Origin of the sequence: Streptomyces purpurogeneiscleroticus, from assembly GCF_020024005.1 — a bacterium.
GTDB lineage: Bacteria > Actinomycetota > Actinomycetes > Streptomycetales > Streptomycetaceae > Streptomyces > Streptomyces purpurogeneiscleroticus.
In genome coordinates this window covers 15,430-27,386 of the sequence record NZ_NHSG01000196.1, presented here as the reverse complement: position 1 = coordinate 27,386, position 11,957 = coordinate 15,430, and the positions used below count along the sequence as shown (strand labels likewise).

Annotated in this window: 11 protein-coding genes; 5 read left to right on the top strand and 6 right to left on the bottom strand. The window is 69.6% G+C overall.

Annotation, left to right across the window (positions count from 1 at the left end):
- The first annotated feature begins 27 nt into the window (after nt 1-27).
- From CCS38_RS12700 to CCS38_RS12690, 3 genes are read left to right on the top strand one after another with little or no spacing between them, the layout of a single operon-like run.
- Nucleotides 28-1,356, top strand: coding sequence for an MFS transporter (locus tag CCS38_RS12700; RefSeq protein ID WP_223733343.1), 1,329 nt, complete (start codon nt 28-30; stop codon nt 1,354-1,356).
- Nucleotides 1,353-2,549: a maleate cis-trans isomerase family protein gene (locus tag CCS38_RS12695; RefSeq protein ID WP_223733342.1), complete on the top strand. Its 1,197-nt coding sequence runs from the start codon at nt 1,353-1,355 to the stop codon at nt 2,547-2,549. The genes CCS38_RS12700 and CCS38_RS12695 overlap by 4 nt, the downstream gene beginning before the upstream one ends.
- Before the next feature lie 22 nt (nt 2,550-2,571).
- Nucleotides 2,572-3,495 (top strand): polysaccharide deacetylase family protein, encoded by a 924-nt coding sequence (locus CCS38_RS12690; RefSeq protein ID WP_223733341.1) that lies wholly within the window; start codon nt 2,572-2,574, stop codon nt 3,493-3,495.
- A 113-nt stretch (nt 3,496-3,608) separates the two neighbouring features.
- On the opposite strand, the gene CCS38_RS12685 is transcribed toward CCS38_RS12690, so the two are convergent.
- On the bottom strand, nt 3,609-4,214 hold the full coding sequence (locus tag CCS38_RS12685; protein ID WP_223733340.1) for a class I SAM-dependent methyltransferase: 606 nt from the start codon (nt 4,212-4,214) through the stop codon (nt 3,609-3,611).
- Nucleotides 4,215-4,364: 150 nt separating this feature from the next.
- Here CCS38_RS12685 and CCS38_RS12680 point away from each other — a divergent pair, with 150 nt between their 5' ends.
- A complete protein-coding gene (locus CCS38_RS12680; protein WP_223733339.1) occupies nt 4,365-4,583 on the top strand; it encodes an EF-hand domain-containing protein in 219 nt (72 codons plus the stop codon).
- 81 nt (nt 4,584-4,664) lie between these two features.
- Here CCS38_RS12680 and CCS38_RS12675 read toward each other — a convergent pair whose 3' ends face one another.
- The 5 genes from CCS38_RS12675 to CCS38_RS12655 all read right to left on the bottom strand — a co-directional run bounded on the left by CCS38_RS12675 (nt 4,665) and on the right by CCS38_RS12655 (nt 10,365).
- The gene (locus CCS38_RS12675; RefSeq protein WP_223733338.1) at nt 4,665-5,156 is read right to left on the bottom strand and encodes a hypothetical protein; all 492 of its coding nucleotides are present in this window, start codon (nt 5,154-5,156) and stop codon (nt 4,665-4,667) included.
- A 171-nt stretch (nt 5,157-5,327) separates the two neighbouring features.
- Nucleotides 5,328-5,594 carry a hypothetical protein gene (locus CCS38_RS12670; protein WP_223733337.1) on the bottom strand — a complete coding sequence of 89 codons (267 nt, stop codon included), beginning with the start codon at nt 5,592-5,594 and terminating at the stop codon, nt 5,328-5,330.
- A 211-nt stretch (nt 5,595-5,805) separates the two neighbouring features.
- On the bottom strand, nt 5,806-6,702 hold the full coding sequence (locus CCS38_RS12665) for a geranyl diphosphate 2-C-methyltransferase (protein ID WP_223733336.1): 897 nt from the start codon (nt 6,700-6,702) through the stop codon (nt 5,806-5,808).
- Nucleotides 6,703-6,707: 5 nt separating this feature from the next.
- On the bottom strand, nt 6,708-7,985 hold the full coding sequence (locus CCS38_RS12660) for a family 2 encapsulin nanocompartment cargo protein terpene cyclase (RefSeq protein ID WP_223733335.1): 1,278 nt from the start codon (nt 7,983-7,985) through the stop codon (nt 6,708-6,710).
- Nucleotides 7,986-9,120: 1,135 nt separating this feature from the next.
- Nucleotides 9,121-10,365, bottom strand: a complete 1,245-nt coding sequence (locus CCS38_RS12655) for an AfsR/SARP family transcriptional regulator (RefSeq protein WP_223733334.1) — start codon at nt 10,363-10,365, stop codon at nt 9,121-9,123.
- 329 nt (nt 10,366-10,694) lie between these two features.
- Here CCS38_RS12655 and CCS38_RS12650 point away from each other — a divergent pair, with 329 nt between their 5' ends.
- Nucleotides 10,695-11,945 (top strand): iron-containing alcohol dehydrogenase, encoded by a 1,251-nt coding sequence (locus CCS38_RS12650; protein ID WP_223733333.1) that lies wholly within the window; start codon nt 10,695-10,697, stop codon nt 11,943-11,945.
- Nucleotides 11,946-11,957 lie beyond the last annotated feature (12 nt).

The following is an 11,957-nucleotide window of genomic DNA, read 5'->3' as shown; positions in this document are numbered from 1 at the left end:
CCCGCCATGCCGAATCGAGGGTCCACCATGAGTTCACCCGCGGCCGGACAGGCCGCCGTTTCTTCCGGCAGAGACACCGGCGAAGGCCGGCCCACCCGGGTCCGCTGGAAGATGTTCCTGCTCCTCCTCGGAGTCGTCGCACTCAACTACATCGACCGCGGTTCGGTCTCGGTGGCCCTGCCCCTCATCACCGAGGACCTGGGGCTGAGCAAGGAGACCACCGGTTTCGTACTGAGCGCGTTCTTCTGGACGTACGCCCTGATGCAGATTCCCAGCGGCTGGCTCATCGACCGGTTCGGCCCGCGCGTCATGGCCTCCGGTGCCTGCGTCGGCTGGGGCGTCGCCCAGGCCGTCACCGCCGCCGCCACCGGGGCCGGTTCGCTGCTCGGCTACCGACTGCTGCTCGGCGCCGTCGAGGCCCCGGTGATGCCGGCGGGCGGCAAGCTCAACGCCCAGTGGCTGCCCCCCAAGGAGCGCGGCCGCGGCGCTGTGCTCCTTGACGGCGGCGCACCGCTCGGCGCGGCCCTCGGCGGCATCATCATCTCCGCCCTCATCGCCTGGACCGGAAGCTGGCGGACCAGTTTCGTCATCGCGGGCGTCGCCACCGTGGTCGTGGGCCTCCTCGCCCACTGGTACGTACGCAACACCCCGCGCGACCACCCCGGCGTCAACGAGGCGGAGGCCGCGTACATCGAGCGCGCACACGCCGAGGAGGACGCCGAAGCGCCCGGCAGCGACGAGCGCACCGGTCTGCGCCCCTACCTCAAGTACCGCTCCTTCTGGGCGATGTGCCTGGGCTGGATGGGCTTCAACGGTGTCTTCTACGGCCTGCTCACCTGGGGCCCGCTCTACCTTTCGGAGTCCAAGGGCTTCGACATCAAGACCATCGGCTGGTCGACCCTGGCCATCTTCGGCTCGGGCTTCGTCGGCGAACTCATCGGCGGCTGGCTCGCCGACCACTGGCGGTCCAGGGGCGCGGGCGCCAACAAGGTCATGCGTACGCTCATGGGGATCGCCGGAGCCGCGGTCGTCGCCGGACTGCTCGGCGTGGTGCTCGTCCCCGACGCCCTGACCGCCGTACTCCTGCTGTCCGGCGTGCTGTTCTTCCTCCGCTGGGCCGGTCTCTTCTGGTCGCTGCCGTCCATCCTCGGCGGGCGTGCCAACGCCGGCGTCATGGGCGGTGCGATGAACCTCGCCGGGAACATCGCGGGCATCGTCACCCCCATCGTCGTCGGCTTCATCGTCGGCGGCACCGGCTCCTACACCTGGGCGCTCCTCTACTTCGTCGGCGCCGGGATCCTCTTCACGGCCTCGTCCCTCGTTCTCGACTACAGCAGGAGGCTGTCCGTCCGATGAGCACGGAACGCATGAGTACGGAACGCGAGAGCACGGAACGCGAGAGCACGGTACGCATCGGGATGCTCACCCCGTCCTCCAACACCTGCCTGGAGCCGGTCACTTACGACCTGCTGCACGACAGCGGCGCGGCCACCGCGCACTTCGCACGCGTCCCCGTCACCCGGATCGCCCTCGACTCGGGCTCCGACGCCCAGTTCGATCCCGCGCCCATGCTCGCCGCGGCCCGGCAGCTCGCCGACGCGCGCGTCGACGTGATCGCCTGGAACGGCACCTCCGGCTCCTGGCTCGGCGTCGACCGCGACCGTGCGCTGTGCGAGACGATCACCGCGGAGACCGGCGTCCCCGCCACCACGTCCACGCTTGCGCTCCTCGACGCCTGTGCCGCGTACGGCGTGACCCGCCTCGGGCTCGCCCTGCCGTACACGGCGGACGTCGCCGAGCGGATCGTGCAGACGTACGCCAAGGAAGGCATCGCCTGCGAGCTCGCCGAACCACTCGGCATCAGCGAGAACGAGGCGTTCGCCCGCGTCCCGCAGCCCGAGGTCGCCCGCCAGATCGAGGCCGCGGCCCGGGACGTGCACGCCGTCGCCGTCGTCTGCACCAATGTGTACGGCGCCCGGCCCGCCGCCGCCCTCGAAGGAGCCCTGGGCATACCGGTGTTCGACTCGGTCGCCGCCACTCTGTGGAAGGCGCTCGACCTGGCGGACGCCCACCCGGCGTTGCCCGGCCACGGTGACCTGCTGCGCTCCGGCAGCCTGCGCGCCCGCTTCCAGGAAACCCTCACCGACCTGCTCGCGGCCACCGGCGCCGACCGCACCACCTTCCGCATCGATCTGCCGGGCCACGGCCTCGAAGTCGACCTCACCGCGGGCGAGGCCCTGGGCGAGGGCGTCCGGTCCATCCGCCGCGACGCCTCCCTCGACCAGCGCCGCCTCAACACCGTCGAGTGGCTGGAGCGCCACCGCGCCCCGCTGGTCCAGCCCCACTTCCGTGCCGACCCGCATCCGCCGCAGGCGCTCATCGACGTCTACGGGGTCAACGCCCAGCTGCTGGCGCCCGTGGAACGCGACGGCGCCATGGCCGGCTGGATCTCCGTACACAGCATGGCCGAACGCGACTGGAGCGACCACGACACCGCGGCCGTGGCCGACGCCGTCGCCCGTATGCAGACCGCCCTCGACACCCACTGACCGACCGAACGAAAGACGGCTCATGACCAAGGACATCAAAAACACCAAGGACATCAAGATCGCACTCGGCGTGGACGTGGACGCCGTCGCCGGCTGGCTCGGCTCCTACGGGGGCGAGGACTCCCCCAACGACATCCAGCGCGGCGTCTTCGCCGGCGAGATCGGCACCCCGCGCCTGCTCAAGCTCTTCGAGCGGTACGGCATCCGCACCTCCTGGTTCATTCCGGGGCACTCCATCGAGACCTTCCCCAAGCAGACCGAGATGATCGTCGCGGCGGGCCACGAGGTCGGCGCGCACGGCTACTCGCACGAGAACCCCATCGCGATGACGCCGGAGCAGGAGGAGGACGTCCTCGCCAAGAGCGTCGAGCTCATCGAGTCCTGGACCGGCCGCAAGCCGCGCGGCTACGTCGCCCCTTGGTGGGAGATGTCCGCCCACACCGCTGCCCTGCTCCACAAGTACGGCTTCTCCTACGACCACTCCCAGAACTACCGGGACTTCACCCCCTTCTACGCCCGCGTCGGCGACAGCTGGACGAAGATCGATTACACCGCGGACGCCAAGGACTGGATGAAGCCGCTCGTCCACGGTCACGAGGTGGACCTCGTCGAGTTCTGCGGCAACTGGTACGTCGACGACCTGCCACCCATGATGTTCAACAAGCACTCCCACAACAGCCACGGCTACGTCAGCCCGCGCGCCCTGGAGCAGGACTGGAGAGACCAGTTCGACTGGGTGCACCGGGAGCTGGACTACGCCGTCATACCCGTCACCCTGCACCCCGACGTCAGCGGCCGCCCCCAGGTCCTGCTGATGCTGGAACGCTTCATCGAGTACGTCTCCCGGCACGAGGGCGTCAGCTTCTGCACCCTCGAGGACGCGGCCGACGACTTCCGCCGCCGCTTCCCCTTCGAGAGCACGGAACGCCCCGCCGACATGCGGTGATACGCGCTTCCGGGACGGTGGACGGAGGCAGCGGTGTCACATACCGAGTCGCAAGGGACTCGGATCGCCGAGACCTCCATGGCCGTCCCGGGGCCGCATTCCGCGGGCGGTCCTCACCGCCGGTGGACGCTGACGGCGTAGCCGCCGTTGTCGTAAGGGGCGGCGTCCCAGGTGGCGAAGCGGTCGATGAGGGTGAGGCCGGCTGCGGCGCAGTAGGCGTCGTATTCGGGCAGTGTGATGCTGGGCGGCACAGGCAGGTGGGCCGCGTCCAGGCCGAAGCCGGCGACCATCAGACCGCCCGGTCGCAGGGCCGCTGCCAAGCGCTCGACCACCGTGGCCTCGGTGCCGGCGGCGAGCAGCGGGAAAATGTTCCCTGCGGCGACCACGAGGTCGAAGTCCGCCGCGATGCCGAGCCGGTCCGGCTCGAACTCGGTCAGATCGGCCTGGAACCAGGGCAGGTCCGACGCCTGCTCCCGCGCCACTGCCAGCATCGACGCATCGAGATCCACTCCGACGCAGTCGTACCCGAGCTCCGTCAGCCGGATCATGACCCGGCCCGTACCGCATCCGGCGTCCAGCACCCGCGCTCCGGCAGGCACGAGAGCCGCGCAGAACCGTGCCTCGCCGTGCACGTCCTTCCCGCTACGGGCCAGCGCCGCGAAACGTGCGGCGTAGTCATTGCCGGACGTCTCTCCGGTCAGCTCCTGCCAACGGCTCATGAGATCAACTATAGGCGTCCCGGGCGTCTCCGCCGTCACCACCGCCGCAGCGTCCGCGACCCCGTACGCAGGTGGGGCGCCACCACCGTCCCGCTCCGGGCGGACGGATAGCCTGGGCACGTCAGCGAAGATCACTGAAGGGTGGAGCACATGGCAGACATCGTGGAGACAGCGGCGCGGAAGGTCTTCGCGCAGTACGACGTCGACGGGGACGGCCTGATCACCGTGGACGAGTACCGCAAGGTCGTGACCGAGCTGGAGGGTTCGGAGATCACCGAGTCGCAGGCCCAGGGACTGGTCGACCAGCTCGACACCGACGGCGACCGCCAGGTGTCCTTCGAGGAGTTCTGGGCAGCCATGAATGGCTGACACTGTCGGGTCCGGCACGTGAGCGTGCCGGACCCGACCAGTCATTGCACCGGGTCTCGGGGACGTCCGGCCGCGGCAGCGCTACTTCTTGAAGCTCTTCGCCCATTTACGCGACTGGAAAGCACCCATCGCCAGGATCACCAGTCCGATGCAGAACCACACAACGGATTCCAGGACCGCTCCAACACCGATTTCCCGGAAGGTCCACTCGCTCCCCACCCAGGACTCGACCGCATCAAGTTTCGCACCGGCCGAATAGTCGTCCGCGTTCTCCAGCGTCCCACTCCACTCGTCGGCGGCGGTTCCGCCCCGAGGGACAAAATCGCCATCGCACTCGTAATCGGAATTCTTCCTGCTGAGATCGGTGTCGGCGCAGTAGGACACCGTGAACGTACCGCGTGTGCCCGCGAGACCGGTGGCTTGTACTCCCTGGATACCGTTGACCAGGACGGCTCCGGCTCCGACCAGCGTGAGCGCGATGCCGAGCAGCAGCCCGGCCACCCGCCAGCCCCATGCCGGCTTCGGCTCTCCCTGGCGCTTCTTGCTCGACTCACGCGATATCGCACTGCTCATCCCAGCACCCTAATGGCCAGGTGGTACGGGGTTCGCCCCACCGACGGCGGCACCGGCGGCGACAAAACGACGGCGACAACGACGACGGCGCTGCACTGGGAGTGCAGCGCCGTTGAGTGGTTCGTGCGGGCCTGTTGAGCGCCCGGAGGCGGTCAGGCCGTCATCGCGGGGTCACGATGCGTCGTTCACCCAGAGCTGGTACTTCCCGTTGACCGGCTTGCAGTGCCACTGGGAGTAGGCGGTGTTCTTCCCGTCCGCGTAGCACTCGGCGTGCGTGCGGTACGTACCGACGTAGATCCACGAGTAGGCGCCCGATGCCACGGCCGTCGTCGTGCTCGTGTCGGAGGACACCGGAGCGGCCTGCGCGGTGGCGACGGAAGCACCGGTCAGCAGGACCGTCCCCAGCGCGGCCCCGGCGAGCGCGAGTCGAGTACGCATGTCGTTCCCTTCGTGAGGTCGAGGTGGCTGTCGGGACGATCCTTGGGCAAGGCGGGAGCAGCGGGAACGGAGAGTGGGTGTCCCGGACACCCGACTCGTGTCCACGCTGGTCAGCCGCCTGTCCCGGACAGTGTCCGACACCGTTCACGACCCCGGCCCGGGAGGTCTTGCCCCCGACGGCTGCCCGGCCGGGACGAGCCGAGGCGAGCGGTCAGACGCGGTCGGCCGCAATCAGGAGGTACTGGAAGGAGCCGTCCTTGTAGGAGTTGATGAACGCCTCTTCGATGCCGGTGACCAGCGAAGACGTGGCGCGCAACTCCCAGTAGGGCAGGGTCGCGGCAGTCAGGTCGATGACGGCCTGTGGTACGAGGCGGTTGTCGGCCATGGCGCGCAGGTACTCACGGCGGGAGTGGATGTTGCACTCGAAGTGCGCGTTGATCTGGGACACCCACTTCGAGGGCTGGCCGTAACGCGGGTTCCAGCAGCCGGTGATGGTCACGTACCGGCCGCCGACCTCAAGGATGCGGGAGTGCTCGGCGAAGAGGTCGTGCAGGTCGACGTACATGGTCGACTCGTTGTTCCACGAGGCCGCGGCCTGCCCCGTCCTGAACGGTGTGTCGAGCATGTTGCACACACGGGCGTGGACGTGGTCCTCGATGCCGAGTTCGCGGGCGCGCTGGTTGGCGAAGTCGGCCTGCTTGGACGACAGGGTGACGCCCTCGACGTTGCATCCGAAGCGCTGGTGGGCCATGACCATCGAACCGCCCCGGCCGCAGCCGGCGTCCACGAGCGTGTCGTCGCGCCCGATGGAGCCGAGATGGTCCAGGAGGTACTCGGCCTGCGCCGACTCCAGGCGGTGCAGCTCGGCGATCAGCTTCTTCTCGTAGTCGCTGTCGTTGACATCTCCGAGGGCGGCGTGGTCGATGTCGCCGATGCCGTAGTGGTGGTGGTAGAGCCCGTCGACGTCGCCGAGACGCAGGTTGACGGGCCTGGCCTCCTGATCCCAGTAACGGGCGATCTCACCCTGGTAGGGCGACGCAGGAGCGGGGACGAACGCGGAGGTGCCGTTGATGGTGCTGAACTCGGTGCTGGTCACAGGTAAATCCATTTCTCTTACCAGAAGTCGGGCAGGCTGTAGCGGTAGGTGTTGGTCTGGTGCCAGTAGTGGTTGCCGTCGACCCATACGGCCACGCCGCGCAGGAAGCGCAGCACGGTCGGGACGGGGCAGTCGGTGGCCAGGGCGGCGGCCTCGGCCTCGAAGCGGTGCATGAGGTCGTTGTGGACCTCGACCGCCTTCAAGTAGGCGTCCTTTTCGGAGAGGCCCTCACGTTCGGCGATCACCACCGGAAGGTTCAGGTGCGTGCCGGGGCTCTTGAGTTCCTTGGTGTATGAGTACAGGTCGTTGACGATGGTGGTGGCGTTGCCCGCGAGCGCGATGACCCGCTGCATGGCGGGCTGCGCGTGCAGGTCCGCCGGCAGTTCGTAGCCGCCGACGGTGTCGGTGATGGTCGGGCAGGGGCGGAAGTTGTTGAACTGGCGCATGGCCAGGTACTCCCACACCTCGGGAATGTGGTCCGTCTGGGCCCAGGCGGCCTCCGCGAGATATCCCAGGTGCAGACGGCCCATGTCGTGCCGGTACCGGTCGGCCTGGGAGGGGGTGGCCGTGTCCAGGAAGTACGCCATGGCGGAGCGGTAGGCGCGCCGCGGGGCGTCCGACTGGAGCGACTCCAGCCACGCCGGTTCGTACTCCTCCGTCGTGTGCAGCGGGTCGAGAGCCGTGTGCGCCAGCAGGAGTCGGCTGCCGAGACCGATGGGCGAGCCGCCGTGGTCCTCGCAGTAGCAGTCGTCGACCGCGTTCTCGGCGACCATCAGCCGTGTGGCGATCATCAGGTGGTCGACGGTGGGGGCGTCCGGATGGCAGGCGACCATGTAGCGACCGACGGAGAAGCCGTCGAACTGGTCCTCCCACTCCGGGGGGTACACCTGAGCCTCGTCCACCGCCCATGCCTTGATCCTGCGGCTGACCTCCTCGACCCGCGCCGGGTCGGGCTCCGGGACCGGGTGGTAGTAGAGGCCCGGGATCGGGTTGCCCTCCGCCGGCGGCTCGGGCTCCGCTGCCTCGGGCTCCGCCGGGGCCGGAGGCTCCTCGTGCCGGGCCAGGTGCAGGCTCGCCGTGCCCAGACCGCTGGGGCCACGGAGGATCCGTTCCAGGGCAGGGTTCGCTTGCTGCACCGCGGCGGCACCCTCGTCCGCGTGCTGAGCGATCAGTTCGCCGTCCGGGCCGGCGTCGGGTACGGACGTGTCCACGGGAACGGCCCTCGCGGCAGGGACCGGGGCGGAGGGCGGGCCGGGCAGGCTCGACTGCAGGGGAGGAATCCCGGGTTCGGGCATCCTTAGCTCCTTGGTGAGGTAGGTGTGCTGGCCCGGACTCCGGGCGTGCTGCCCGGCTCGGGAGGGTTCGGGCCGTGGCTCAGCCGCCGGACGGGGCCTCTGGTCGCGTCCGCGAGCGAAGCGCACCGACAGGGCCGGCTCGTACTCCTCCGGCGGGCCCGAGCGCAGGGACCGATGAGCCCCCGACTGTCCTCGCCGATTCGCCTGGCAAGCACCGAGCTGCTGCGCGTCATGCCGATAGGACCCACGCCGGCCCGCCCACGCCGGGGCGGTCGCAACGGTCGGGCGTGAGCTCGGCGTTGTTGCTCAGCGCGTGCTCGTCTCCGCGCCGGAGGGTACGCCGTAACGGTTCTGCCTTAGGAAGGAAGGGCAGTTGAACTGCTGTACGTGGCACCGGAGGCCCGTCCTGGCCGAACCCGATGTGCCCGTGGCCGACGGTGCGGCTCGGCCGGCGCCTCACCCGGCTGGTCTGCCGAGGTGGCTCCAGCAGCGCATACGGGCTGGTCTCAACGGCCATCGGGCTGGCTCTCCTTCGTGAGGTCGGTGGTCGGCGTACCCGCCGTCAAGTAGCGAAAGAGGAGAAGGGCTTTGGATATCCGGTAAGCGAGACCGAATATCCGAGAATCTGTCCGGACACCAGGAACAGTAACGACCGGCGCACCAACTCGCCTGCGCGGCCGTAGGAGTTACTTCGATGCAGTGACCTTGCTCCGCATGGGGTTTATCCGGATGACCGATGGCATTCGGACTACGTGACGGAGAGCACGTTTCGCGCACGCCAAAGCCACTCAGTCCGGCACTCACCTTTGGTGCCCGGAGCTGATTGAACAGTCCACGAATCACGCATCAGGCCCGAGGAGGCCACAGCCCATGCCGCTGCGGCGGAAGCCCTCGCACCGACCCCGGGGCCGCCGTCAACCGCGGTTGCCTCTACCGCCGTCCGCGACGGCGGAAACGCCCTCCGCAACGCCCGGACAGTGGCGGATCCAGCCAATTTCGCTGCCGAGACACGGGAAAAGATGTTCGATGAGGCGAAGCTCGTCTGCTGACCGGGCGAGCCGTTCGCTGCGTTCGGTACCCCTGCGGAAATGAGACAACATCGCCGCCGACGGTGCCGTGCCGTGGCCTGCGGCTGTCAGGCCCGCAGCGCCGTTCGCAGACGGCCGGCGGCGATGCCGCGGCGGATGTCGTGTGTGCCCAGTACGGTCAGCGCGTGCTCGTGCACCTCCGCGTCGTACGGTGCGTACTCGCCGAAGCGCAGCGCGTGTTCGGGACGGGTGCTGGCCAGTACGGCCTCCCGTACCGCGACCTCCAGGTGCTCGCGCCACGCGAGGATGCCCGGGGCCTCGGAGTCGGGCAGCAGCGGGCCGCGGTAGTGCCGTACGGCCGTCTCGGTGTCACCGCGCTCCAGCGCCCGCAGGACCTCGACGGCATCGCAGGTGACGGCGGTGGTCAGGGCGTACCTGCGGGTGGCGACGGCGCCGCCGAGCGCGCGCCGCAGGTGGGAGACCTCCGCCTTGAATGTGGAGGCGGTGACCGGCCGGTCGCCGTAGAGCGCCTCGCGCAGCCGGTCCGGCGAGTAGCCGTCGGGCTCCAGCGCGAGCAGAGTCAGGATCTCCAGCTGGCGGGGGCGCAGCCGCAAGGGTGCGCCGTCCCGTACGACCTCTTCGCTGCCCAGGCAGGTGAGCCGCATCTGCGAGGCGGGGCTGCTCTGCCGGGGCAGCGCCCCGGGGGCGGTCCGCAGGCCGGCCTCGATGCTGTTCGCCAGGGTCCGTACGGTCGACATGGCCAGCGGGTGCGAGCGGTCCCAGGTGGTGGACAGGTCCAGCACGCCCAGGATGCGGCCGTCCGGGGCGTGGATCGGCGCGCAGTAGCAGACCCAGCCGTGCAGCGCGGCGACCAGGTGCTCGGCGGAGAAGACGGTGGCCGGGCGGCCGGTGCGCAGTGCCAGGGAGAGGGCGTTGGTGCCCATGGCGGGCTCGTCCCAGCGGCCGCCGGGCGCGAAGTTGACCTGCTCGGCGCGGCGCCGCATGACGCGGCCGCCGCAGGTCCACAAAATCGTGCCGGACTCATCGGTGACCGCGGCAACGAATCCCGCGTCGTCGGCGATGCTGCGCATCTCGTCGGCCAGCGCAGTCACCGGGCCCCGCAGCAGCGACCCCGACCAGCGGGGATCCACCGCGCCGCCCTCGGCGGCCGGCGCGCTGTCCCGCTGCGGATCGACGGAGTCCAGCGAGCGGACCCAGGACTCGGTGACCTCACGGCGCAGCGCCGCGCCGCCGGGCAGGACCCGGCGGACCGTCTTGAGCTCCGGCACCCGGCGGGCCCACTCGTCCTCCAGCACGGCCCGTCGCTGCCGCAGTCCCACATGCTCTGACATCGCAGTTCCCGAGGACATGGCAGTTCCGGCGACGTCGCGGGTTCCCGACGACATCGCGGTCCTGACTTCTTCATCGTCGGCGTGCCCGTCGGCACGCGCCTGCGATCATTGTCCGGCGCACTGGCCTGAAGTGCACCTGACCGATCGGACAGGTCGGCGCGCCATAATGGAGAGTGCTGGGCGCGACTGTGCATGCCTAACTTGTTTACCGCACGTCACGGCTCTGTTAAGTCTATGGAGGTCGCGCAACCCCTGGCGATGCCTTGTGCCCTGCGTAATTGACTCCGCAGTCTGGAGGTCCCGTGCCCCTTCTGCCGGGAGGCCCCGCAATGACCGAGAGCAACCGGTCAGCCGGCGACTGGTACGGCGATGCACGCCCCGGGGAACTGGCCGGTCCGCAGCGGATCGCACCAGGTACCGGACGCGAACCGTCTCATCTCGCCAAGTTCCACGCGCCGGAAATCGTTTTCGGGCCCGGGTCGCTGGCCGAGCTGGGGCACTGTGTGGTGCGGGTCGGCGGGCGGCGGCCGTTCCTGATCACCGATCCCGGGCTGATCGAGGCGGGCTGGGCGGACGAGGCCCTGGGGCATTTGCGGGCGGCCGGGCTGCGCCCCACTGTGTGGCACGGGGTGACACCCAACCCGAAGGACCACGAGATCGCGGACGCCTTCGAGCACTACGCGGCGAGCGGCTGCGATGTGGTCGTGGGGCTGGGCGGCGGCTCGTGCATCGACGCGGCCAAGGGCGTGGCGATCCTGTCCGGCAACGGCGGGCGCATTCTCGGGTACGAGGGCGTGGACCGGGTCGTGCATCCGATCCCGCCCACGGTGATGGTGCCGTCCACCTCGGGCACCGGCGCCGATGTCTCGCAGTTCGCGGTGATCACCGATACCGCGGCGCACATCAAGATCACCATCATCAGCCGCACGCTGGTGCCGGAGATCTCGGTGATCGACCCGCGGCTGCTGACCACCATGCCGGAGTGGCTGAACGCTGCCACCGGCCTGGACGCGCTGACCCACGCCATCGAGGCGTTCGTCTCCCGGGCGCACAACCCGCTGACCGACAACCACGCCCTGCACGCGGTGCAGTTGATCACCGGCCATCTGCTGGGTACCCAGGAGCGGCCCCGGGAGGTCAGTCCGCGGCTGGCGATGGCACAGGGGTCGCTGGAGGCGGGCATGGCGTTCACCAACGCGATCCTCGGGGCGACGCACGCCATGAGCCACCAGGTCGGCGGCCTGCTCGACGCGCCGCACGGCGTGGTCAACGGCGTCCTGCTGCCGCATGTCATCCGGTTCAACGCCGATGTGCTGCCGCAGCGTTACCAGGCGCTGGCCACGGCCGCGGGGCTGTCGCACGAGGGCGCGCCGTCGGACGAACTGGCCTACGCCCTGGCCGAGAAGGTCCGCGAGCTGGCGGACGCGGTGGGGGTACCGAGGACGCTCTCCTCCCTGGGTGTCACCGAGGCCGATGTGCCCCAGCTGGCCCGCACCACCTTGAAGGACGCCTGCCTGGCCACCAACCCCAGGGACGTGGACGTGGCGGACATCGAGGCGCTGTTCCGCGCGGCCCTGTGAGGTGACCTTCGT

Bases quoted from the DNA above. Each gene is read 5' to 3' on its own strand.
- CCS38_RS12675 (WP_223733338.1), bottom strand. From the start codon at position 5,156: ATGAGCAGTGCGATATCGCGTGAGTCGAGCAAGAAGCGCCAGGGAGAG.
- CCS38_RS12695 (WP_223733342.1), top strand. From the start codon at position 1,353: ATGAGCACGGAACGCATGAGTACGGAACGCGAGAGCACGGAACGCGAG.
- CCS38_RS12685 (WP_223733340.1), bottom strand. From the start codon at position 4,214: ATGAGCCGTTGGCAGGAGCTGACCGGAGAGACGTCCGGCAATGACTAC.
- CCS38_RS12660 (WP_223733335.1), bottom strand. From the start codon at position 7,985: ATGCCCGAACCCGGGATTCCTCCCCTGCAGTCGAGCCTGCCCGGCCCG.
- CCS38_RS12700 (WP_223733343.1), top strand. From the start codon at position 28: ATGAGTTCACCCGCGGCCGGACAGGCCGCCGTTTCTTCCGGCAGAGAC.
- CCS38_RS12665 (WP_223733336.1), bottom strand. From the start codon at position 6,702: ATGGATTTACCTGTGACCAGCACCGAGTTCAGCACCATCAACGGCACC.
- CCS38_RS12670 (WP_223733337.1), bottom strand. From the start codon at position 5,594: ATGCGTACTCGACTCGCGCTCGCCGGGGCCGCGCTGGGGACGGTCCTG.
- CCS38_RS12680 (WP_223733339.1), top strand. From the start codon at position 4,365: ATGGCAGACATCGTGGAGACAGCGGCGCGGAAGGTCTTCGCGCAGTAC.
- CCS38_RS12655 (WP_223733334.1), bottom strand. From the start codon at position 10,365: ATGTCAGAGCATGTGGGACTGCGGCAGCGACGGGCCGTGCTGGAGGAC.
- CCS38_RS12690 (WP_223733341.1), top strand. From the start codon at position 2,572: ATGACCAAGGACATCAAAAACACCAAGGACATCAAGATCGCACTCGGC.
- CCS38_RS12650 (WP_223733333.1), top strand. From the start codon at position 10,695: ATGACCGAGAGCAACCGGTCAGCCGGCGACTGGTACGGCGATGCACGC.